Source organism: Escherichia sp. E4930 (assembly GCF_005845405.1).
In the GTDB taxonomy this organism is placed as follows: Bacteria; Pseudomonadota; Gammaproteobacteria; order Enterobacterales; family Enterobacteriaceae; genus Escherichia.
Map to the genome: position 1 here is coordinate 62,816 of NZ_VCDZ01000011.1, position 23,152 is coordinate 85,967.

The 23,152-nt window shown below is 50.4% G+C and carries 16 protein-coding genes; 3 read left to right on the forward strand and 13 right to left on the reverse strand.

Annotated features, from left to right (window positions below):
- Positions 1–15: 15 nt before the first annotated feature.
- The 6 genes from xanQ to mocA form a co-directional block, all read right to left on the reverse strand.
- Entirely contained in the window at positions 16–1,416 is a 1,401-nt protein-coding gene (xanQ, locus tag FFT88_RS14680) for a xanthine/proton symporter XanQ (RefSeq protein WP_130217932.1), read from the reverse strand.
- A 166-nt stretch (positions 1,417–1,582) separates the two neighbouring features.
- Positions 1,583–4,453, reverse strand: coding sequence for a molybdopterin-dependent oxidoreductase Mo/Fe-S-binding subunit (locus FFT88_RS14685; protein ID WP_135405585.1), 2,871 nt, complete (start codon positions 4,451–4,453; stop codon positions 1,583–1,585).
- Positions 4,450–5,229, reverse strand: a complete 780-nt coding sequence (gene ygfM / locus FFT88_RS14690; RefSeq protein ID WP_130217928.1) for a molybdopterin-dependent oxidoreductase FAD-binding subunit — start codon at positions 5,227–5,229, stop codon at positions 4,450–4,452. The genes FFT88_RS14685 and ygfM overlap by 4 nt, the downstream gene beginning before the upstream one ends.
- A gap of 50 nt (positions 5,230–5,279) precedes the next feature.
- Positions 5,280–6,608: a putative aminohydrolase SsnA gene (ssnA, locus tag FFT88_RS14695; protein WP_135405586.1), complete on the reverse strand. Its 1,329-nt coding sequence runs from the start codon at positions 6,606–6,608 to the stop codon at positions 5,280–5,282.
- 2 nt (positions 6,609–6,610) lie between these two features.
- Positions 6,611–9,709 (reverse strand): putative selenate reductase subunit YgfK, encoded by a 3,099-nt coding sequence (gene ygfK, locus FFT88_RS14700; protein WP_135405587.1) that lies wholly within the window; start codon positions 9,707–9,709, stop codon positions 6,611–6,613.
- A 322-nt stretch (positions 9,710–10,031) separates the two neighbouring features.
- Positions 10,032–10,610: a molybdenum cofactor cytidylyltransferase gene (gene mocA, locus FFT88_RS14705; protein ID WP_135405588.1), complete on the reverse strand. Its 579-nt coding sequence runs from the start codon at positions 10,608–10,610 to the stop codon at positions 10,032–10,034.
- Positions 10,611–10,702: 92 nt separating this feature from the next.
- On the opposite strand from mocA, the gene yqeC reads away from it, so the two are divergent.
- Positions 10,703–11,473 carry a selenium cofactor biosynthesis protein YqeC gene (gene yqeC, locus FFT88_RS14710; RefSeq protein ID WP_135405589.1) on the forward strand — a complete coding sequence of 257 codons (771 nt, stop codon included), beginning with the start codon at positions 10,703–10,705 and terminating at the stop codon, positions 11,471–11,473.
- Between the two features lie 47 nt (positions 11,474–11,520).
- Positions 11,521–13,146, forward strand: coding sequence for a selenium-dependent molybdenum cofactor biosynthesis protein YqeB (gene yqeB, locus FFT88_RS14715; RefSeq protein ID WP_135405590.1), 1,626 nt, complete (start codon positions 11,521–11,523; stop codon positions 13,144–13,146).
- A 219-nt stretch (positions 13,147–13,365) separates the two neighbouring features.
- On the opposite strand, the gene arcC is transcribed toward yqeB, so the two are convergent.
- Genes arcC through ygeW form a run of 5 tightly spaced genes read right to left on the reverse strand, consistent with a single transcriptional unit; the run spans position 13,366 to position 19,496 of the window.
- Positions 13,366–14,298 (reverse strand): carbamate kinase, encoded by a 933-nt coding sequence (arcC, locus tag FFT88_RS14720; protein WP_135405591.1) that lies wholly within the window; start codon positions 14,296–14,298, stop codon positions 13,366–13,368.
- Positions 14,299–14,345: 47 nt separating this feature from the next.
- Positions 14,346–15,731 (reverse strand): D-phenylhydantoinase, encoded by a 1,386-nt coding sequence (gene hyuA, locus FFT88_RS14725; protein WP_135385562.1) that lies wholly within the window; start codon positions 15,729–15,731, stop codon positions 14,346–14,348.
- Between the two features lie 53 nt (positions 15,732–15,784).
- A complete protein-coding gene (locus FFT88_RS14730) occupies positions 15,785–16,996 on the reverse strand; it encodes a YgeY family selenium metabolism-linked hydrolase (RefSeq protein WP_064529812.1) in 1,212 nt (403 codons plus the stop codon).
- A gap of 57 nt (positions 16,997–17,053) precedes the next feature.
- Positions 17,054–18,250, reverse strand: a complete 1,197-nt coding sequence (dpaL, locus tag FFT88_RS14735; RefSeq protein ID WP_135405592.1) for a diaminopropionate ammonia-lyase — start codon at positions 18,248–18,250, stop codon at positions 17,054–17,056.
- Between the two features lie 58 nt (positions 18,251–18,308).
- On the reverse strand, positions 18,309–19,496 hold the full coding sequence (ygeW, locus tag FFT88_RS14740) for a knotted carbamoyltransferase YgeW (protein ID WP_001360948.1): 1,188 nt from the start codon (positions 19,494–19,496) through the stop codon (positions 18,309–18,311).
- A gap of 478 nt (positions 19,497–19,974) precedes the next feature.
- Here ygeW and FFT88_RS14745 point away from each other — a divergent pair, with 478 nt between their 5' ends.
- On the forward strand, positions 19,975–21,753 hold the full coding sequence (locus FFT88_RS14745; RefSeq protein WP_135385564.1) for a sigma-54-dependent Fis family transcriptional regulator: 1,779 nt from the start codon (positions 19,975–19,977) through the stop codon (positions 21,751–21,753).
- A 40-nt stretch (positions 21,754–21,793) separates the two neighbouring features.
- On the opposite strand, the gene xdhC is transcribed toward FFT88_RS14745, so the two are convergent.
- Positions 21,794–22,273: a xanthine dehydrogenase iron sulfur-binding subunit XdhC gene (xdhC, locus tag FFT88_RS14750; RefSeq protein ID WP_130207784.1), complete on the reverse strand. Its 480-nt coding sequence runs from the start codon at positions 22,271–22,273 to the stop codon at positions 21,794–21,796.
- Positions 22,270–23,148, reverse strand: a complete 879-nt coding sequence (gene xdhB / locus FFT88_RS14755) for a xanthine dehydrogenase FAD-binding subunit XdhB (RefSeq protein WP_130207782.1) — start codon at positions 23,146–23,148, stop codon at positions 22,270–22,272. The genes xdhC and xdhB overlap by 4 nt, the downstream gene beginning before the upstream one ends.
- Positions 23,149–23,152 lie beyond the last annotated feature (4 nt).

A 23,152-nucleotide genomic window follows, 5' to 3' on the forward strand; every position in this document is an offset into this window, starting at 1 on the left:
TTGACTCCTTTACTGTTAATCCATTTCTTCCACTGAGGTAATACCCGGCAGAACGTTTTCCTGTCGGTAGCCACCAGGGAGGATAATATTTAATAAAATCGCAGTTAGGCCTCCGGCACAAATAGGATTTTCAACTAATACATATATTGAGGCGGGTAATATTTTAAAAATTTCGGGGTCATAAGAAACACCAAGTCCTAAACCTAAAGAAGTGGCGACAATAAGTGTTTCACGGCGCTTTAATCCGTTGGTAATAATGATGCGGATACCCGCAATGGCAATCATGGAAAACATCAACGTCATTGCACCACCCAGAACTGCCGAGGGAATAGTGGTGAAGAAGCCACCGATCACCGGAAATAATCCGAGGATAACCAGCATTACCGCGATGGTTCGCCCGACATAACGTGAGGCGACACCGGTCATCTGAATAACACCGTTATTTTGTGCAAACGTGGTTAATGGTAGTGAACCGACGGCGGAGGCGATAACCGAAACCAGACCATCTGCCAGCACGCCGCCTTTCAGGCGTGACTGATATTCTTCTCCCTGGATAGGGCGGCGGGAAACCATTGCTGTGGCGGTGATATCCCCTACTGCTTCCAGTACACTAAGCAGATAAATGGTGCCGACCACCAGGAACTGATGGAGGTTGAAATTAAATCCGTATTTGAAAGGATGGGGAATAGTAATGAGGGGGAGATTGCGTAAACTGCTGAAGTCCACCATGCCAAGGCATAATGAAACCGCATAACCCACGCACAAACCAATGGCGATTCCGCCCATACGTAGTAGCGGACTGCGACAACAGTTAAAGCCAATAACCACAATCAGCACCAGTAAACCAACGCCAAGGTGCTCGTAGTTGCCGAACGTGCCACTGCTCTTGGCGGCAAAACCACCGCCAAAATCAATAATGCCAACTTTAATCAGGCTTAAGCCGATCATCAGTACAACAATACCACTGACAGTGGGAGTAATTACTCTGCGTAAATAAGGAAGAATAAAAGAGGCTCCGACCACCAGAAAGGCGCCAACGAAGGAGACGCCGAGGAGTGACGACATGATTAACTCTTCATGAAAACCGTCGCTTTTCATGCTGCTACCCAGCGCAATCATGACTGTCACAAATGAAAAATTGACTGACTGAATAGAGAGTAAACCTGAACCTATAATTCCATAGCGATTTACCTGCAACCAGGTACCAATACCAGAAGCGATCATCGCCATAGAAACCAGGTAGGCAGTGGTTTCTGCGGAAAGTTGTAAGGCCGCCCCCACAATCAGCGCGGGTGTTACCATTGGGACGAAAATTGCCAATAGATGAGTAATGGCACCAACGATAGCCTGATGAAAAGGAGGGCGATCCTCCAGTTCAAATATAAGGTCAGAACCTGCATGGTTTATATCAGACATCCCTTCACTCCTTTATAAAGTAAATTTGATCATCTGAATCAGTAAAATAAATTCCCACGAATTTGGGGCGCAGGACGCCTTGAGAACGGCTTATCTCATTTTCGCAGTTACTAATTAGTTATCTTTAATACAAGGGAAACTGGCCGCCGAAGCGGCCATTTATTATTTATATTTTTTTCAGTGCGGTGAGTATTTTCTCCGGTGTGAAATGCCATTCGCGTAACCAAATGCCGCAAGCATCGTGAATTGCGGTAGCAATTGCCGGTGCTGCACCGTTCACGCCGATCTCCGATATCGATTTCGCCCCGAATGGGCCGACTTTATCGTCGCTCGGTACCAGCACGGCACGGAAATCACGCGGAATGTCACCAATTTTCGGTGCGCCGTAACTGCGTAAATCACGCGTTAACGGGTGACCTTCGGCGTCATAAATGATTTCTTCGCTCATGCTGTGGCCGATAGCACGCAGGGTGGCACCGTAGATTTGTCCCAACGCTAACTCTGGATTGACCGGTGTACCGCAGTCCAGCAAGGCGTAGAATTTATCCAGGCGGATTTCACCGGTACGTGTATTGACGGCCACTTCAGCGAAGTTTGCCCCATACGGGAAGGCGAAATCAGGCGTGATGTAACTGGCTGTTCCCACCAGTGAACCAAAGCCAGTACCGGTTTCGCCTTTATGGGCAATATCCCCGAAACTGACTTCACCTTTCTTGCCGCGCACAACGCCCGGCGTTGCCAGTTGAACATCTTCCAATGGCTCACCCAACATTTGCGCGCCGTGGAAAAGGATTTTCTCGCGTAAATTTTCCGCTGCCATACGTGCGGCGTTGCCTGAGAAGCAAGTGCCGGACGAGGCATACGCGCCTTTATCAAACAACGCATGATCGGTATCACCGGAGATAACATGCACGTCCTGCGGTGGACAATGCAGCACTTCGGCCGCCAGTTTAGTGACTACAGTATCCAGACCCGTACCGATGTCGGCACCACCAGAATGGACGATAAATGTACCGTCTGATTCCAGTTTGATCATGCAGTTAGCCTGATCGATATCAGGGATACCTGATTTCTGCATAATAATGGCGACGCCACGACCCACGCACCAGTCACCCTTCTGCGCTTTAGGTGAAGACCATTGGATCATCTCACGCCCCTGACGCAGGATCTCTTCCAGTGCGCAGCTGGCAGCAGAAGGAACGGAGGTCGGCGCTTTACCTTCGCCAATTGCGCCGAGAATCTTCAGCTCTTGCCCTTCGTGTACCCGGTTACGTTCGATAATTTCCAGCTGGTCGATCTGCAACTGTTCAGCCAGTTCTGCTAATGCCATAGTGATAGCGAAGTTACCTTTCGGTGCGCCATAACCCTGATAAGCACCATTTGGGCAGATGTTGCTATAGTAGGTGGTGACCTGGAAATCGACGTTATCGCACGGATATAACGGCAGCGACAGCGCCGGTCCGTTACACGGTACGGTGAGTGAGTGGTTGCCGTAAGGACCTGTGTTGGCGCGGAAATCCATCTTCACTGCCGTCAGGCGACCATCTTTTTTGGCCCCCAGTTTGACGGTGACTTTCGCGACGTGACGAGAGGTGTTAGCAATAAACTCTTCTTCGCGGGTGTAGCGGAACAGTACCGGACGTCCGGTCACGCAGGTTGCCCAGGCGCACACTTCTTCCAGCAGGATGTCCTGTTTAGACCCAAAACCGCCGCCTACGCGTTCTTTAATGACATGAACTTTATGCTGTTTCATGCCCACGAGACGCGCAACCTGGCGACGCAGGTGCCACGGTACTTGAGTGGACGCGTGGATAACCAGACGATCGCCGTCCATGCGGGTAAAGCAGATGTGTGTTTCAGTCGGGCACTGTTGTGCCTGAGTTGAATTATAGGTTCGTTCAATGATCACATCGGCGTCGGCAAAGCCTTTGTCCATATCACCAATATGACCATGAATACTGGCGGCGATATTTTTGCGAGGGCGAGAACCGATAGGGAAGTTGATGATCATATGCTCGCCGCGCTGGGCTGCATGGCTGTTATCGTCTTCCAGAGTATCTGGCGCACCAGCAACATACACCACCGGTTCATCGTGTACGACAGGCGCATCTTCCGCCATTGCCTCGTCAATCGACATTACTGGCTTAAGCACCTCATATTCAACGTCGATGAGCTTCAGTGCTTCGAGCGCAATTTCTTCACTTTCAGCGACGACCGCAGCCACGCGATCGCCGACGTGGCGCATTTTCTTGCCGAACATACGGCGGTCAAGCGGTGACGGTTCCGGTGCGCTCTGACCACCAGGTGTGTAGTAGATATCCGGGCAATTCAGGTGAGTAATAACGTGAACAACGCCCGGTAAAGCCTCGGCTTTACTGACATCCAGATGGGTAATCAGTGCGTGAGCGTGTGGGCTACGTAACATTTTTATGACGCAGGCGTCAGCGGTTACGCGGTCTTCAACATAGCAGGGTTTCGCCTGCACCATTTTGGCAGCGTCGGTTTTCGGGTAATGTTTACCAATAACTTCAAGGTCATCGCGGAAAGTTGGGGCGATATCAATCGTAGCCTGTGGGTTATTTTTACGTGCAACCGCCAGTTCAATGACCTGGTAGTATTGCTGCCAGCCAGCATCGCGGCTGAACAGACCAGAAAGCGCGTCGTCGATCTCTTCGCGGGTTGGTGTGGCGATGCGATCGAGAAGATCGGTGATAATCAGAGCCGCAGCCGGATCGTTATAACCGGACTGCACCACGCCGACATCAACCATTGCCTGTTGAACCAGACTTAATTCATTCCATTTGCCTAAGGATTCAGTGGTGAGAATGTCTGCGTTTTCTAACTGTGCTGCTATCAACAGGGAGGCGTTAAGGATATTACCGTTAAAAAGAATCGCGTCAGAACCGGCAAAACCGAAGCCATCATCACTGTTGCGCACAGAGTGCATACCCATGCCAAACAACAGCTTTTGCACGTTCTCACCAGGATTAGCTTTTAGCTCCTGGGGCGCGCCATTTAAAGTAAAGTGGATATTCATACGGCTTCCTCCCCAGCCTGTTGGCAGTCGGCATACAGGTCGGCTACCAGAACTCCCGTGATATAGCGTTTATAGGCTACGCTGCCCCGCAAATCTTCCTGCGGGAAAATGGCGTTGGCGACAGCCTGTTCAAGTGCATAGCCTTCCAGATTTTGTTTTTCGACATCGTGCAGACGCAGTGCTTTACTGGTGACGCCATCCAGCGCAATTCGCATACCGTCGTGGTCGGTTAACGCTACGGCTGCCGTCACTACCGTTAATCCAGCCTGGGAACGGCTAATTTTGCGAGTCGCACAGGTGCGGTACGGATCTTTAATGATGATTTCGGTTAGCAGGCGATCGCATGGGCAGGCCAGGTACTCTTCGATGGACAGTGTTTCACCATTGCCAAAAACCAGTTCAGCATCCAGAGCCAGCAGAACGGGAAGCAACACCGATTCTTCCTGCGGGGCGGCGATTTCGCCACCAATAGTCGACTGATTACGAACATGGCGAGAGTAAACAAAACCGAGTGCTTCGCGCAGTGCCGCAGGAATAAAGCGCGCATCACGCAGTGGCTGTAAGCGAGACATTGCACCAATACGCAGTGCGCCGTTATCCCAGTCAACCCAGTCCAGTTCCAGATCCTGTAAGGAAATGGCAATCTTTTTATCGGTGCGGGTTGGCGTGGCGTTGAGTTTGCTGCCGCCGGCAAACCAGACGGCTTCATCCTGGTAGCGGCGCTTCAGTTCCAGCGCCTGTTCGACAGAGTCGGGCCTGAAAAATTGTTCAATCATCTTCTTTCCTTATTTAACCCTCTTCCCTGAAGGAAGAGGGTTTTTGTCATTTATGCCAATGCATCCATACGACGCCACATACTGGCAGCGGCTTTTCTGGCTTGCGCATAAATGGAATCGCAATCGAAGTTAAACTGACGATCTTCATAGACCATCACGCCGTTGACCATCACGCTGTGAACGCTGCCTGACCCCATACCAAAGGCGATATGTCCGGCGATATTGTCTGCCAGCAGCGGCGTCGGCGAGTTGTAATCGCAAATGGTTAAATCTGCTTTATAACCGGCTTCCAGGAGGCCAAATTTCGCGCCAAAGTTGCGGCTTATCAGTTCGTTGCCGTTAGTCAGGGCTTTGGCAAAACTGTCTGGCCATAGCGGACCACCCGCATCGCGATGTTTAAAGAAGGCAAATTTCATCTCTTCAAACATGTCTGAACCAATGCCGTCGGTTCCCAACGCCAGATTGCGGATGTCGCTAAGGTGATGGTTGTAGCCGACGTGGTTGTTCATGTTGGAACGGGCGTTATGCACCAGGAACGCATCGCGCTGATTGAGCAGAGCAATATCTTCTTTCGACAAATAAAGTCCGTGAGCAACCAGCGTTTTGTTGTCGATGAGATCGTATTCTGCCAGCCGTACCAGCAGGTCTTTGCCGTACCAGTGGTGACTGTGAGAAACGTCGTAAAGGTCTTCAGCGGCGTGAATGTGTAAACCACGCCCGGTAGCTTTCACTGCTTCGCGCAGCATTTCCAGCCCAGCATCTGGCACGGTAAATGGCGCGTGAGCACCGATATGAGCTTCCACCAGATACGGCTCGGTTGCCGCTTTCTTCGCCTCATCAATCTGACGGGCGAAGCGGATATTTTCCTCTACCCCTTCCTGCAGCTCTTTGATGCCGTTGTTACGGTCGGTAGTTTCAAAACAGGTCATCGCGCGCAGGCCAACTTTTAAAAATGCGTTGCGCAATGTGGAGAGCGACCCGCCGATATACGCCGGAGAGGCATGGTGATCGATAACCGATGTACATCCGCTCTTAATCGCTTCCAGGGAACAAATCAGTCCGCTGTAGTAGAGAGATTCTTCATCAAGGGCGCGATCGAGCCGCCACCACAGGTTTTTCAGCGTCGAGATGAAGTCCGGGCAGGGGGCGATGTTTGCCATAATTCCGCGGGAAAGCCCCGAGTAAAAATGGTTGTGCGAGCAGACAATCCCCGGCATTACAATCCGACCATGCATCTCTTTGTAGTTGGCTTCAGGGTAGCGGTGTGTCAGGGCGTTGCCGATAGCGATAATCACATCATTTTCGATGGCGATATCGACGCTTTCCTGCACTTTCGCCGGGTGTAGCTGTACTGCGGTGACATTCTTCAGAATCAACATGATTACACCTCCACGCGGCCCAGCAGATAATGATGATGCTGGTGGACATGGCTAATGATGCGGCACATATCGTTCAGCTCTGGCGGTACGTTGTTGAACTGGCCTTCGCTGTCGATGTTTAACACCCAGCTTTGGTTATTCAGACGCACGCGTACTCGGCAATCTTCCACCAGGAAGCCTGGGTTGCTGCTGTTATCAAAGTCTTGCGACAGGCTAAAGACGGTGATTTTGTCTTTGTACGGTTTACCGTTCCACGGACAGAACTGGGCGCAGTTGCCGCATTCGTTGCAGTAGGCGTCCAGGTGCAGTGTCTGGAAACGGTTCTGGAATCCAGGGACCGCAATTGACACGTTGGCGCGGTTCGGGCAGACATCCACACACTTGCTGCAAATGTAGTTACATTCAAGACAACGTGCGGCTTCCTGAGCGACAAACGCGTCACGATCATCGCTGTCGACCTGGGTGACAGAGATATCGCCTTTGCGTTGGTAGATTTCCGTCGGGTTGACGTTGTTCCAGTATTTATCGCTTTGGTGTGAACGGATATTTTCCCGGCTAAGAATGGCATCCGATGCCCGACGAGCTGTGCCGACAGCCGCGACAATGGAGGAAGGTCCGCGCTGTACGTCACCGATCATAAAGACATTAGTCAGGCGGGTTTCACCGTTATGGTCGACGTCTGGCCAGCCGTTGTTGTCCAGCGGCACGCCCATCGTATTCAGGGCTTCAGTATCCTGTTGTTCGCCAATGGCGGTAATCAAACTGTCTACGTGCAGTGTTACCGTTTCGTTGGTTTCTACCGGGCGGCGGCGACCTTTCTCATCAGGTTCGCCAAGTGACATGACGCGCAACGTTAAGGTGCCATCAGCATCGAAACGTTCAGGATTGTTCAGGAAACGGAACTCCACGCCATCGTGCAGTGCTTCTTCATACTCTTCGCGCCACGCTGGCATCTCTTGCAGTGAACGACGGTAAACGACGGTTGCTTTTTCAACGCCAGGCACGCGTAATGCCGCACGGGCGCAGTCCATTGCGGTGTTACCCGCCCCGACAACCACCACATGTTTGCCCAGTTTGAGCGCAGTACCCTTGTTGTACTCGCGCAGGAAGGGGAGAGATTTCCAGACATTCTGGTTGTCGCCCGCCAGTTTCACACCGCTATTTTTATCAGTACCTGTGGCAATCAGAACGTAGTGGAAGCCCTGATTTTTTAACTGTTCGACGGTCAGGTCCGGCGAGCAACCGTACTCAAATTTCACGCCGTGATCGGCGACAAAATCGATATCGTGCTGAATTAACTCAGCCGGAATACGGAACTGCGGAATAATATTTTTCACCACGCCGCCCGCGTTAGCTTCGCGTTCAAACAGCGTGACCGGATGGCCTGCTCTGGCAAGGAAGTAACCTGCAGCCAGACCCGCCGGACCGGCGCCAATTACAGCAACCGGATGACGAGAACCGGAACCGGCTGGTTTGTGCCAGCGTTGCTTATATTCATCCCAGCCTTTTTCCAGGGCGACTTTTTTCAGTTCGCGGATATTCAACGCACTGTCGTAATCCAGACGAGTACAGTTGTACTGGCACTGGTGATCGCAAATATGGCCGGTAATCGCGGGCAGGGCGTTGCGTTGGTAGATAAGTTCCAGCGCGTCGGCATAGCGATGTTCGCCCAGCAGGCGAATATATTCCGGAATATCCTGTTTGATGGCACAAGCAGTAACACAGGGGGCAACGTAGCAGTCGGTCAGTGGCAGGTCTTCTGCCACTTCAATACGCTCTTCTGGCTTCCAGTGTTTCTGGGTGTATTCCATAGTTAGCGCATCTGCTGCCAGCCTGTTCAACCGTTCGACGTCAACACAGTTAAGCCCCCAGGCGTCTGACCCTTCCAGTTCGCGCATGCAAGCGCTTAAGCGCAGATAGCCACCAGGTTTCAGCAGGTCAGTTGCCATGGTTATCGGGCGAATACCCGTATCGAAAATATCGCGGATAGTTAACTGGCTGGCGCCACCGGAATAAGAGATGGGCAGTTTGCCGTCAAAGGCGCGGGAAAGAACTGCTGCGACATTGATGGAGAGCGGGAACAGCGCACGCCCGGACATATACATCTCTTCGCCAGGCAGTGCGCCTTTATTGTTGATGGTGCCGAGGGTGTTAGTCAGTTTGACGCCAAAGCCGAGCGATTTTTCTTTCGCCAGCGCCATCAGGCGTTCCAGCATTTCCAGCGCCTGGGTTAGCTTGAGATCGTGATCAAATGACTCTTCTTTTAAGCCAATGTAATCGAAACCACAGCTATCGAGAATCTCGCGCACTCGCGCGTAACCCAATAAAGTCGGGTTGAGTTTCACGAAGGTATTGAGCTCTTTTTCTTCCAGCATGTAACGGCAAATGGCTTCGATTTCATGTGGAGGGCAGCCGTGCATCGTGGAGAGGGTAACGCCTTGTACCATGCTGGTGGGGATACGTGCCGATAAGGCCAGCAAGCTTTCACGTTTTTCCTGCAAACCGTGGCGGGCTAAAAATGCGTCATCCAGGAGTAGTTTATGAAGCGTATCGCGGTATTGTGCAAACTTCGGATGTGCAGACGCGTCCATCATATTATCGATGAACTGCTGCATGGGTGGTTGTTTAATGCCTTCGAGGTTGTAACCGACGCTCATATTAAAGATGAATGATTTACCGGACTCGGACGGCTGGAACATCGCTTCGAGAAGATGCAGGGCGAACCAGGCTTTGAGGTATTCATCCCACGCTTTAAGCAGGGTAAATTCGGTGGACCATTCGGTGTTAAAACACTCGTCTTCGGCGTCGATACAGGGCTTTTCCAGCTCCAGACGATCGAGGATTTGTACTGTTTTAAGTTCGATGAAGCGTCCGCCAGTCAGCCAGGAAGTGACGATGTTTTGTGCGAGTTGCGTGTGCGGACCTGCGGCGGGGCCGACTGGTGTCGCACAGGTTTCACCGAAAACACCGACAGATTTACCTTTTGCGGGTGAGTAAAACTGTTGCTCGGGAATACCAAAGATTGAGCGTTGTTGTTGGTATTCATCAAATATGCGCGTCAAAAGTTCCTCAAACGGAATGGGACGCATAATATCCCCCATAACCCTCTCCTTAGCTTACACAGATATCATTGAGTGACCGGTATTGAGAAATCCGGTGGTTTAGGGGGATAGAGCAACAATCACACCACTCTTGCCATGTTCGCCAGGAAATATAAAAAAATGTGAAGCGCCTCGAAACTTAAGGGACTTTTGTGAATGATCTCACAGGTGTCAAATGAGAATTAAAATCACTCCTGGGTATTATTGTTGTCAGGAGTTTTATCACTTTTTCTCATTTCTCAAAATCAGTGATTCTGTATCATTATGATAAAGACGTACTGAGTGGATTTAATATTTGAACGCAATCGTTTAACTGGCTTTTCTAAATTTTAGTATGCTTTTTTTGCGCATTAATAAAGTCATTTGGAGTATCTATATCTAAAATTATTTCTTCATTTTCCATTTCGACGAAATAATGTTCGCCCATGAGTAATGCCTGGCGCATATGGGTAACATTAGGTTGTTTGACCGCCTGCATCAGGCAGGATTTTGACACTAAAATCGGATGGCCAGGCGTACCATTATGGAGCGGGAGTATGGCTCCGCTGTTTCGTAACTTCCAGATTTTTAGGAAGATATCTCTGTTAATGGTTGGCATATCACCATGAGTGAGAAAACAATGTTCTGTTTGTACCGCTGGCGCTGCGGCTTTTACCGAAGTCAGTAACCCCTGCGCATAATCTGGATTGTAGATAATAGTAATGTTGCAATGGCTAGCGTAGCGATTATGCAGTTCATTGCCGCGATAACCAGTGACTAAAATAATTCGGCTACAAAACTGCAACGCATTTTTGATACTCGCGTCAAGAATTGTTCCCTGTTGCCAGGGTAACATCATTTTCCATTGCCCCATTCTTGATGATAATCCGGCCGCGGTAATTATACAGTCGATGGCTGACATAGTGGTTCCATTATTATATGGGCTAATAACGCCTGGAAATGTGTTACTCCCTGATTAATGCGTACTTACCCCAGAGAGGTCCATGAAGACTCGTGAAAAGTATAATTGACCCATCGGCGTTATTCATTGATTTAGGCGCGCAGAAACACCCCACTGTGATTTCTGTTGTTGGCGCCGGGGGGAAAACCAGTCTGCTTTTTTGGCTGGCGCAGTTATTTCAGTCCATCGGTAGGCGCGTGTTGATCACTACGACCACACATATGTTTATGCCAGATTCACACTGGCCCGTGGTTATCTGCCGTGATCCCGCCATGCTTCCTCGCTCGTCTCTCAAATTCCCCATTTCATTTTGTTTTCACCGCTGGAAAGCGAACCAGGGAAAAGTGCAGGGATTTACGCCAGAAGCGATTGATGCACTGGCGCAACGGCCAGAATGTGACGTAATTCTCATTGAGGCAGATGGCTCACGTGGAATGCCATTAAAAGCGCCGGGTGAGCACGAACCTTGCATACCGAAAAGCAGTTGCTGCGTGATTGCTGTGATGGGCGGGCATGTTTTGGGCGCGAAAGTTGGTGCGGAAAATGTCCATCGCTGGTCGCACTTTGCCGATATTACTGGGCTGACGTCAGGGTCGACCTTGCAACTGAGCGATCTCATTGCGCTGGTTCGTCACCCGCAGGGCGCGTTTAAAAACGTACCGCAAGGCTGTCGGCGAATCTGGTTCATTAACCGTTTTTCTCAATGTGAGAATGCGATTGCGCAAAGCGAGCTACTTCAGCCGCTGCAACAACATGACGTAGAGGCAATCTGGCTGGGCGATATACAAGAACATCCTGCAATCGCGCGCAGATTTGTGAATTAGCGGCCCGGATATTCCGGGTTACTGAAAGGATATCCATTGAGGTTGGTATGAATATTTTCACAGAGGCTGCAAAACTCGAAGAGCAAAATTGTCCGTTTGCGATGGCGCAAATTGTAGATAGCCGAGGCTCTACTCCCCGCCATTCTGCACAAATGTTAGTGCGCGCCGATGGTTCTATCGTCGGTACAATTGGTGGCGGAATGGTTGAGCGGAAGGTGATTGAAGAGTCGCTTCAGGCATTGCAGGAACGTAAGCCGCGATTATTCCATGGTCGCATGGCGCGTAACGGCGCGGATGCCGTCGGGTCAGATTGCGGAGGCGCAATGTCAGTGTTTATCAGCGTACATGGTATGCGACCCCGGCTGGTGTTGATCGGCGCGGGGCATGTTAACCGGGCGATAGCCCAAAGCGCAGCACTGCTGGGGTTTGATATTGCTGTTGCCGATATTTATCGCGAAAGCCTGAATCCTGAACTTTTCCCGCCATCAACTGCGCTTGTTCATGCTGAGTCGTTTGGCGCGGCAGTGGAAGCACTGGATATTCGCCCTGATAATTTTATCCTGATTGCCACGAATAATCAGGATCGTGAAACCCTCGATAAACTCATTGAACAGCCCATTGCATGGTTGGGGTTGCTGGCAAGTCGCCGCAAGGTTCAGCTTTTCTTGCGTCAATTGCGTGAGAAAGGCGTGGCTGAAGAACATATTGCCCGTTTACATGCGCCCGTTGGTTACAACATAGGTGCGGAAACGCCGCAGGAGATCGCTATCAGCGTTCTGGCAGAAATATTACAGGTGAAAAATAACGCGCCGGGTGGGCTGATGATGAAACCTTCTCATCCTTCCGGACACCAGCTGGTGGTGATTCGCGGTGCGGGGGATATCGCCAGTGGTGTGGCGCTACGTCTGTATCATGCGGGTTTTAAAGTGATCATGCTGGAAGTGGAAAAACCGACGGTGATTCGTTGTACCGTGGCGTTTGCCCAGGCCGTGTTCGATGACGAAATGACGGTTGAAGGCGTCACCGCCCGACTGGCAACCAGCTCTGCAGAGGCGATGAAACTGACTGAGCGCGGATTTATTCCCGTGATGGTAGACCCCGACTGTTTACTGCTTGATGAGCTGAAACCACTTTGCGTGGTGGACGCTATTCTGGCGAAACAGAATTTGGGTACGCGTGCAGACATGGCTCCAGTGACGATCGCGCTTGGGCCGGGCTTTACCGCAGGTAAAGATTGTCATGCGGTGATTGAAACAAATCGTGGGCATTGGTTGGGACAGGTTATTTACTCTGGTTGCGCACAGGAGAACACTGGCGTTCCTGGCAATATTATGGGGCATACCACCCGGCGAGTTATTCGCGCTCCGGCGGCAGGTATCATGCGTTCCAACGTGAAGTTAGGCGATCTGGTGCAAGAGGGCGATGTTATTGCCTGGATTGGCGAGCATGAAATAAAAGCGCCGTTGGCGGGAATGGTGCGTGGTTTACTTAACGACGGGCTGGCGGTGGTCGGTGGCTTTAAAATCGGTGATATCGATCCTCGTGGTGAAACGGCTGATTTCACCAGCGTTTCTGACAAAGCCCGAGCGATTGGTGGTGGCGTACTTGAGGCGTTAATGATGTTGATGCATCAGGGCGTTAAAGCGACGAAAGAAGTGCTGGAAGTAGCTTAAATGAAAATGGCCGGATGGTATTACCGCCCGGCCTTGAGACTGATGATAAACGCTAAATTGCCTGATGCGCTGCGCTTATCAGGCCTACAAGTGCTTCGCAATTAATTGAATATTAGATGTTTTGTAGACTGAGTAAGGCGTTCACGCCGCATCCGGCATCAATAACGCGCACTTTGTTAACAATCTTTGGCCGAATGGCATCGCCACCCGGCCAATAAATTACTGAGAAATCACCGTTCCGGTTTTGCCTTCAATCCCTTCTTTCGCTTTGCTCAACACGGTAATCAGTGCTTCGCGACCTGCGCGAGAGCGGGCAAATGATGCGGCGGCTTCCACTTTCGGCAGCATAGAACCTTTTGCAAAATGCCCTTCTTCGATAAAGCGTTCTGCATCGGCCAATGACAGGCGATCGAGCCACTGCTCATTCTCTTTACCGAAGTTAATCGCCACTTTTTCTACAGCAGTCAGAATGATCAGCATATCGGCATCGATCATTTCTGCTAAACGGGCGCTGGCCCAGTCTTTATCGATAACCGCACTGGCGCCGCGCAGATGGTTACCTTCTCGAATCACAGGAATACCGCCACCGCCAACGGTGATCACAACCTGTCCTGCATCTACCAGCGCTTTAACTGTCTCTTTTTCAACAATATCTACCGGCTTAGGCGAAGCAACGACACGACGATAGCCGCGACCCGCATCTTCTTTCAGGGTATAGCCCTGTTTTGTCAGTTGCTCTGCTTCCTGCTCGGTAAAGAACGAACCGATCGGTTTGGTTGGGTTGAGGAAGGCCGGATCGTTAGCGTCGACTTCGACCTGGGTAACCAGCGTTGCAACGGGTTTATTAATGCCACGAGAAAGCAGTTCTTCTCTTAAGGAGTTTTGCAGATCGTAACCAATATATCCCTGACTCAACGCAACACAGACAGACATTGGCAGCATCGGTGAATGCGCTTCAGTTTTTGCAGCGGCTTCGAATGCCTGGTTAATCATGCCTACCTGCGGTCCATTACCATGAGTGACGATAACTTCATGTCCCTGGGCAATTAAATCAACAATTGCCTGAGACGTAATTTTTACCGCTTTCATTTGTCCGGCCAGATCGTCGCCCAGCGCATTCCCGCCGAGGGCGAGAACAATTTTCTTACTCATTTTTCCTCACTCATCATTCTTGATTGTGTATAGATCCCTGGCAGTGGTTAGAGCACGGGAGGGACAAACGGTTTGCGTCGCAGGAAACGTCCTCGTCCGGCTTTGCCTGTAAAGGTGCCGTCACAGAAAATCGTCTCACCACGGGATAAGGTTCTGACAATTGCGCCCTGACAGGTAAAACCCTCCCAGGGAGAGTAGTCGGCGTTGTCGTGGAGATGGCGGTGCTGAATTTGTTGGCTCTGGCGTGGGTCGATAATCACCACGTCGCCATCGGAACCGGGTGCTAATAATCCTTTTTGTGGCCACAGGCCAAACAGCCTTGCGGGCATCGCACTGGTTAATTCAACAAAACGCTCCGGTGTGATACGTCCCGTCATTACGCCACTGGAGAACAGCAACTGCATGCGATTTTCCACACCGGGCAAGCCATTTGGGCAGCGGCTGAAATCGCCTTTAGAAATTTGCTGGCGCTGGGCCATCGAGAAGGTGCAGTGATCGGTCGCCACCACGTCAATCGCACCATCGCTGATGCCACACCACAGCTTGTCCTGCTCGCGAGCGTTGCGCAGCGGTGGGCTAAGAATGAACTTCATGCCATCTTCTGTATCGTAACTGCGTTCGTCCAGCAGGAGATATTGCGGGCAGGTTTCAACCCAGACTGGCTGGTGATTCGCGCGAGCAAGGCGCAGATAATCCAGACCTAAGCCGTTAGACAAGTGCACGATATAGAGCGGGGCGTTACCGGCAATTTGTGCCAGGTTAATCATTCTGGCGATGGCTTCGGCTTCGCATTCCAGAGGTCGGCTCAAGGCGTGGTAGCGCGGTGCGGTTAACCCAGCGGCGATAAACTCCGCTCGCTTACTGGCGATTGCGGCGTCATTTTCTGGGTGTACAGTGGTCAGCGCGCCGGATTCATGCAGGCGGCGTAATGCCTGTAGGACTTCATCATCGTTGAGTTTGTATTGATAGGTTAAATAGAGTTTAAAACTGCTCAGCCCTTCTTCGACCATCATCGGAATTTCGTCGAGGATGGCGTGATTAATATGCTGGATAACACCGTGGAAGCTGTAGTCGATGACCGCTTTATGGGCGGCATAACCACGATAAACTTCCAGTTGATGGCGTAATCGGCAGCCATTCGGGCCAAATCCCATATGATCAATAATGGTTGTTGTACCGCCACACGCGGCTGCGCGGGTACCGGTAAAAAAATCATCACAACTGCGCGCGATGCCGACATCAATATTGAAATGTGTATGGACATCTACGCCGCCAGGGAAAACGTAACATCCAGTGGCATCAATTTCTTCACAGGGGAGTTGCGGCGAAATATCTTTGCCTAGCTGGCGGACAATACCGCTTTCAATCAGCAAGTCCTGTTTGGCTTGTCCATCTGCGTTAACGACAGTGCCGTTTTTGATCAATACGCGCATAGCAAACTCCAAAAAACCCTCCGGCGAACCGGAGGGAAATAGGTGAAGAGTAATTATTCTGTTGCCAGCCAGCTTAACGGTATTGCAGCGTACATAGCGGCACAGGTCACCAGGTGAGATTTCCAGGTTTTTTCGTTTGGCGCGTGTGCTTCAGGTTCTTTACCCGGTCCAAAGCCGATGACCGGAATGCCGTGACGGCCCATGATGGATACGCCGTTAGTTGAGAACGTCCACTTATCAACGACCGGGGCTTTGCCAAACAGACCTTCGTAGGCATTCACCAGCGTTTTAACGGTGAAATGATCTTCTTCCACTTTCCAGGTCGGGAAGTAGCATTCGGTTGGGTAAACCAGGCCAGTCCAGGACGGACGGTCGTAGTTGTACATAGAAACGACAGCATTAGCTTTCTGTACCGCAGGCAGGGCGCGGATTTCATCCAGCGCGCCTTCCCAGGTTTCGCCCCAGGTCAGGCGACGGTCGATGGAAACGGCACAGCTGTCTGCTACTGCGCAACGACTTGGTGAGGTGAAGAAAATTTCGGAAACAGTCAGAGTACCTTTGCCGAGGAATTCGTCATAGCCCAGACGTTGGGACAGTTCTTGTAATTCGCCAAGAATCGGACCCATTTTGAAAATGGCGTTATCACCGCGTTCTGGTGCTGAACCATGGCAGCTAACGCCCTGAACATCAATGCGAATTTCCATACGACCGCGCTGACCACGATATACCTGGCAGTCGGTTGGTTCGGTACTGACCACAAATTCCGGGCGAATGCCGGATTGTTCAATAATGTACTGCCAGCACAGACCGTCGCAGTCTTCTTCCTGCACCGTACCGGTAACGAGCAAGGTGTATTCATCTTCCAGACCGAGGTCTTTAATGATCTTACCGGCATAAACCATTGATGCCATGCCGCCTTCCTGGTCGGAAGTACCACGGCCACCGATCAGCTCGTCGGTTTCCATGCCTTCGTACGGGTCGAATTCCCAGTTTTTGATGTTACCAATGCCTACGGTGTCGATGTGAGCGTCCATCGCAACCAGACGCGGACCGTGGCCGATATAGCCGAGAACGTTACCCATCGGATCGATTTCAACTTTATCGAAGCCGACTTTTTCCATCTCTTCTTTAATACGATGTACTACACGTTTTTCGTCGCAGCTTTCACTGGGAATAGCAACCATATCGCGCAGGAAGCGAGTCATGTCTGCCTGGTAATCTTTTGCTTTTTCAAGAATCAGTTTGAATGGAATATTCTTAGCCATTATTTTTCTCCAGATTTTTTACTCCCCGTTTGGCGGGGAGTTGTTCCAATAGGGTGATTAAGGTGCTACAGAGTGTTTGCCTTCCCAGACAACTTCGCGGTAGTGCTTCACGTCGGTGTCGCCTTCGGTGCTGATAACCAGGACGACGGCATCTTTGTTCAGCGCCAGTTTTTCCATCAGGCTTTGACGTTGCGGGTGATAATGAACAGCCGCGAGAATGCCCAAACCGACAGCGCCAGATTCACCAGAAATGATGCGTGGATCGTTGCCGTACGGATTACCCAGCACGCGCATACCTAATGCGGCAACGCTGTCCTGACAGGAGATAAATTGGGTGGCACAGTTACGTAAGATTTCCCAGCCCAGAGGGTTAGGTTCGCCGCAAGCCAGGCCCGCCATAATAGTGGCCATATCGCCGCCAACGTTGACGATGTCACCTTTGACGCCGGAGCGATAAATACAGTCAGCTTTGTCAGGTTCAACAATGATGCTGTGCAGATTTTGCGGGGTGTAAACATCCACCAGATAACCTAGTACGCCGCCGGCCATAGCGCCGACACCGGCTTGCAGCAGAACGTGAGTTGGTGTTACGCCCATTTCACGCATTTGCTCGACGGCTTCATCTGCCAGAGTGGCGTAGCCCTGCATGATCCAGGTTGGGATTTTGGTGTAACCTTCCCAGGCAGTATCTTGCACCACTTCCCAGCCGTGTTGCTGCGCGTGTTGCATGGTCAGGCGAACGGTATCGTCATAGTTCATATCAGTGACGATGCACTCGGCTCCGAGGTTCAGAATGGCGTCAACGCGTTCCTGAGCGGAACCTTTCGGCATGTAAATTACCGCGTTCTGACCGAGTTGCTGTGCTGCCCAGGCAACACCGCGCCCGTGGTTGCCGTCGGTCGTTGTAGCGAATGTCATTTTTTCGCCGATGGCATTTTTCAGATGCTCGAATGACAGCGTTTCTATATCAAGATGATATTTTTCGCACAATAATTGAGCGATGGCGTACGCACCGCCGAGCATTTTGAAGGCGTTCAGACCGAATCGTTTTGATTCGTCCTTAACGAGAATTTTCTTCACACCAAAAAGGTTTGCGAGATCGTCCAGCGCGCAAAGCGGTGTTGGGCGATAGCCAGCAATTTTCTGGTGGAACTGGCGCGCCAGTTTTGCCTGGCTTTGCGAAAAGAGCGGTGATGTTTCGCCGTTGAAAAATTTGTTATCGGCGATATCAATCTTCAATGAGAAAACGGACATATCCTATCCTTTTGGCCTCTGGAAATAGAGAGCCGACCTGTCGATCGGCCCGAGGGGGTTATTTCACGCGTTCTTGCGCTTCTTTAAGCAGTTGTTCGAGCAGTGCGCCTGGTTTGGAATATTTACGGGACAGGATCATCGCGGCGATGATGTATGGCTTCCAGCTGGCTTCTTTGTAGGTCGCGATACGGTATTTTTCGAATACGCCTTCAGTGACTTCACCTTCTTTGCAGGATACGCCGCTGATATCGGCTGGCAGGCAGTGCATATACAGGGCTTCGCCATCACGGGTCAGCTCCATCATCTCTTCAGTACAATGCCAGTCTTTGTGCTGTGCGTTCTGTGCCAGACACTGTTTTTCCAGCGCTTTCAGTCCTTCGTGATCGTTCGCGCGCAGCAGTTCAGTACGCTCTTCCATCACTTTGTAAGGTGCCCAGGACTTCGGATAAACGATGTCAGCGTCTTTGAATGCTTCTTCCATGCTTGTTACCTGACGGAAGCTTCCGCCGGAGGCTTTAGCATTGTTTTTAGCGACTTCAACGACATCTGGGATCAGGTCGTAACCTTCTGGATGGGCAAGGGTGACATCCATACCGAAGCGGGTCATCAGACCGATGATGCCTTGTGGTACAGACAGCGGTTTACCGTAGCTTGGGGAGTAGGCCCAGGTCATGGCGATTTTTTTACCTTTCAGGTTTTCCAGCGAACCAAAGTGTTCACGTAACCATGCCAGGTCAGCCATTGATTGAGTCGGATGGTCAATATCGCATTGCAGGTTAACTAAAGCCGGGCGCTGCGGCAGTACGCCTTGCTTGTAGCCATCGTCGAGTGCCGCGCCAACTTCACGCATATAGGCGTTACCCGCGCCCAGATACATATCGTCACGAATACCGATAGCGTCAGCGCAGAAGGAGATCATATTAGCGGTTTCACGGACAGTTTCGCCGTGCGCAATCTGTGATTTACCTTCATCAAGATCCTGCTGTGCAAGGCCGAGCAGGTTAAGTGCGGAAGCATAAGAGAAGCGGGTACGAGTGGAGTTGTCGCGGAATACGGAAATACCTAATCCACTATTAAAGACTTTGGTAGAGATGTTTTCAGCACGCAGTGCTTTTAATGCTGCGGCAACGTCCAGTACTTGTTTCAGTTCATCTGGCGTCTGTTCCCACGTTAACAAAAAATCTTTCTCGTGCAGGTGAGAGGTCAGCGAATTGATATCCTTAATCAGCTCATTAACAGTTTTCATCATAAAGTCCCGGTAGTGGAATGACAGGCAAAGTGGTTTATTTCACTGTGACTTGCCAAAGTGATTGGTGTTTTCACAGCTATACCAGGGACTAACAATAAACATGCCAGAATTATCTACGCGGTCACGAAACGCTAATCTGACAGGGGATATGTGGGATTGATCACAAATTATCGCCACACTACGGAAGTTAAAAATATACGGAAACGTTTGGCTTTTTTAACGCAGTTATTTATTTGCTGCTAAGTATCAGAAATAAGATAAAGGGACAGGTGAAAGCTCGTCAGTTTGATAAACTCACTCCCGTAATTCTCATATTGATATAGAAATGTGATATCACTTCCATAATTTCATTAGAAAGTGATAAAAATCTTATGTTTTTAGCAAAGCGATTTTTGCCTGAGTTAATATCGTTATGATCTGTGAACCATCAACGTCTTCAATGATCGACTTTTAAGTGATTCTGGAAGGTAAAGCTATGGAGCTTGCTAATACGCAGTCAGTTTTGATGCAAATTCAACCAACAATTCAGCGTTTTGCCAGAATGCTAGCCAGCGTTTTGCAGCTTGAGGTTGAGATCGTTGATGAAAACTTGTGTCGCGTCGCTGGAACCGGCGCATACGGGAAATTTCTTGGTCGCCAGTTGAGTGGCAACTCACGCTTGCTCCGCTATGTCCTCGAAACGAAAACCGAAAAGGTCGTGACACATTCTCGCTTCGATCCCCTTTGTGAAGGCTGCGACAGTAAAGAGAGTTGTCGTGAGAAGGCATTCCTGGGGACGCCCGTTATTCTGCAGGATCGTTGTGTCGGAGTGATAAGTTTGATTGCTGTTACTCATGAGCAACAAGAACATATCAGTGATAATTTACGCGAATTTTCAGATTACGTTCGCCATATATCGACTATTTTTGTCTCGAAACTCCTGGAAGATCAGGGGCCGGGAGATAACATCAGTAAAATATTTGCTACCATGATCGATAATATGGATCAAGGTGTATTAGTTATTGATGAGGAAAATCGTGTTCAGTTCGTTAATCAGACTGCATTAAAAACACTTGGCGTTGTGCAAAATAATATGGTTGGGAAACTTATTCGTTTCAGGCCATTAACATTTGAGAGTAATTTTACTCATGGACATATGCAACATATTGTCTCGTGGGATGATAAAAGTGAATTGATAATTGGTCAGTTGCATAACATTCAGGGACGACAGCTATTTTTAATGGCGTTTCACCAATCCCATACCAGTTTTTCCGTGGCAAATGCATCTGATGAACCGCATATTGAACAATTGGTTGGCGAGTGCCGTGTTATGCGGCAATTAAAACGGCTGATTAGCCGCATCGCACCTAGCCCCTCCAGCGTCATGGTCGTTGGTGAAAGCGGGACCGGAAAAGAAGTGGTGGCCCGTGCTATTCATAAGTTGAGTGGGCGACGGAACAAACCCTTTATCGCTATCAACTGCGCGGCGATTCCGGAGCAGCTTCTGGAGAGTGAGCTGTTCGGTTATGTTAAAGGCGCATTTACTGGCGCTTCTGCCAACGGTAAAACAGGGCTGATTCAGGCAGCAAACACGGGAACGCTGTTTCTTGATGAAATTGGCGATATGCCTTTAATGCTTCAGGCAAAACTGCTGCGGGCGATTGAAGCGCGTGAGATCCTGCCTATTGGCGCCAGTAGCCCAATACAGGTCGACATCCGCATCATTTCTGCAACAAACCAGAATCTGGCCCAGTTCATAGCTGAAGGTAAATTCCGCGAAGATCTTTTCTACCGACTTAACGTTATTCCTATCACTCTGCCACCGCTACGTGAGCGTCAGGAAGATATTGAACTGCTGGTGCATTACTTTTTACATCTCCATACCCGTCGCCTGGGATCGGTTTACCCGGGTATTGCTCCCGATGTTGTTGAGTTACTGCGTAAGCATCGTTGGCCAGGAAACCTGCGAGAGTTAAGTAATTTGATGGAGTATCTGGTCAACGTCGTTCCTTCGGGCGAAGTCATCGACAGTACGCTACTACCACCAAATCTGGTTAATAACGGTACGACGGAGCAAAGTGAGATGCCAGAAGCCAGCGAGGCACATTTGGCTCTTGATGATGCTGGCGGCACAGCGCTGGAGGAGATGGAAAAGCAGATGATTCGCGAGGCGCTCTCACGGCATAACAGTAAGAAGCAAGTCGCTGATGAGTTGGGAATTGGCATCGCCACGCTTTATCGTAAAATTAAGAAATATGAATTGTTAAGCGCATAGTCATCAATAAATCCGGCCTGAATTCAGGCCGGATTGCGTATTACTTCGTTTCTTCGCAGTCCAGGACAGTATTCACAATCATTTGATATCCGGTACAACGACACAGATTCCCAGCCAAACCACGGCGAATTTCCGTAATGGTTAACGGTTTCTCTCGAGGTTTTGCCAGCATTGCCGTCGTGGCCATAATAAGCCCCGGCGTACAAAAACCACACTGTACAGCGCCAGATTTCGCATAAGCCTGTTGTACATGAGAAAGTTTGCCGCCTTTCGCTTCGCCTTCCAGCGTGCGGATCTGTTTTCCTTCAGCCCAAGCGGCCAGGTATAAGCAGCTGTCTATCGCGGTTCCGTCAACCAGCACCGTACAGGCACCGCATTCACCAACGCAGCATCCTTGTTTGACACTAAGCAGCCCTTGTTCGCGGAGCAGTTCCGAAAGCGGCATGCCTGGCGCGGCGTGAAGCTGAAAAGGCATATCGTTAATGATGCATTCAATAGTAATACTTTCGCTGTGATTCATTGCAATTTTCCCCCCGCCGCAGCGACGGCTTCGCTAATCACTTTTTTGGTCATCGTCTGAATGAGATGCAGACGGAACTCTTTACTTGCTCGCCATGAAGAACGCGGTGCGACATCCTGTAGGACAGATTCGCAGATGGCCTCCAGTGTTTGCTGGTTTAATGGCGCATTTTGTGCAGCCTGTTCAGCGTGCTGGCAGCGGATCGGCGTAGGCGCAGCAACGCCAAATGCCAGACGCAACTCGCTGAAGTAGCCGTTGTTCAATCGACAGTGAGCGGCACACCCGATTGTTGAAATATCCATCGCATCGCGCATGGCATATTTATAATGTGCGCTACCTGCGTGTTCTTTTGGCTGCGGAGGAAAATGAAACGCGACCAGAATTTCATCATGCTCAAGGGAAACCTTACCTGGTCCGGTATGAAAACCATTAATTGAGACGAAACGGACCCCACGCGGTGAATGGATCTCCAGTTTCGCGTCATAAATTAGCGTTGGCGTGGCAGAATCTGCGCTGGTGGCGCCGTTGCAAATATTTCCTCCGTAAGTCGCGACGTTACGGATTTGCGGGCCGGCAATAGACGAAGCCGCAGCGCATAATGCCGGGAGATGATGTTGCGTTAACTGATTTTCTATTAACTGAGTAAAGGTCGTCGCAGAGCCGATGCGTAGTGCACCATCTTCCGCCAGCGTAATTCCCCGAAGCTCCGCCAGATTGTGGATATCAACAATATGGCGATAGCGATCATTGTGATGGTGGAGTTGAATCAGTACGTCAGTGCCACCGGCGAGCAGTTTGGCCTGCGGATTTTGAGCCAGCAGGTTGGTTGCATCGGCAACGGTTGTTGCGCGATGGTAAGAAGCAAAATCAAACATGATG

Bases quoted from the DNA above. Each gene is read 5' to 3' on its own strand.
- arcC (WP_135405591.1), bottom strand. From the start codon at position 14,298: ATGAGTAAGAAAATTGTTCTCGCCCTCGGCGGGAATGCGCTGGGCGAC.
- FFT88_RS14730 (WP_064529812.1), bottom strand. From the start codon at position 16,996: ATGGCTAAGAATATTCCATTCAAACTGATTCTTGAAAAAGCAAAAGAT.
- ssnA (WP_135405586.1), bottom strand. From the start codon at position 6,608: ATGTTGATTCTGAAGAATGTCACCGCAGTACAGCTACACCCGGCGAAA.
- hyuA (WP_135385562.1), bottom strand. From the start codon at position 15,731: ATGCGCGTATTGATCAAAAACGGCACTGTCGTTAACGCAGATGGACAA.
- dpaL (WP_135405592.1), bottom strand. From the start codon at position 18,250: ATGTCCGTTTTCTCATTGAAGATTGATATCGCCGATAACAAATTTTTC.
- ygfK (WP_135405587.1), bottom strand. From the start codon at position 9,709: ATGGGGGATATTATGCGTCCCATTCCGTTTGAGGAACTTTTGACGCGC.
- xdhB (WP_130207782.1), bottom strand. From the start codon at position 23,148: ATGTTTGATTTTGCTTCTTACCATCGCGCAACAACCGTTGCCGATGCA.
- mocA (WP_135405588.1), bottom strand. From the start codon at position 10,610: ATGTCAGCCATCGACTGTATAATTACCGCGGCCGGATTATCATCAAGA.
- FFT88_RS14685 (WP_135405585.1), bottom strand. From the start codon at position 4,453: ATGAATATCCACTTTACTTTAAATGGCGCGCCCCAGGAGCTAAAAGCT.
- xdhC (WP_130207784.1), bottom strand. From the start codon at position 22,273: ATGAATCACAGCGAAAGTATTACTATTGAATGCATCATTAACGATATG.
- ygfM (WP_130217928.1), bottom strand. From the start codon at position 5,229: ATGATTGAACAATTTTTCAGGCCCGACTCTGTCGAACAGGCGCTGGAA.
- xanQ (WP_130217932.1), bottom strand. From the start codon at position 1,416: ATGTCTGATATAAACCATGCAGGTTCTGACCTTATATTTGAACTGGAG.
- FFT88_RS14745 (WP_135385564.1), top strand. From the start codon at position 19,975: ATGGAGCTTGCTAATACGCAGTCAGTTTTGATGCAAATTCAACCAACA.
- yqeB (WP_135405590.1), top strand. From the start codon at position 11,521: ATGAATATTTTCACAGAGGCTGCAAAACTCGAAGAGCAAAATTGTCCG.
- ygeW (WP_001360948.1), bottom strand. From the start codon at position 19,496: ATGAAAACTGTTAATGAGCTGATTAAGGATATCAATTCGCTGACCTCT.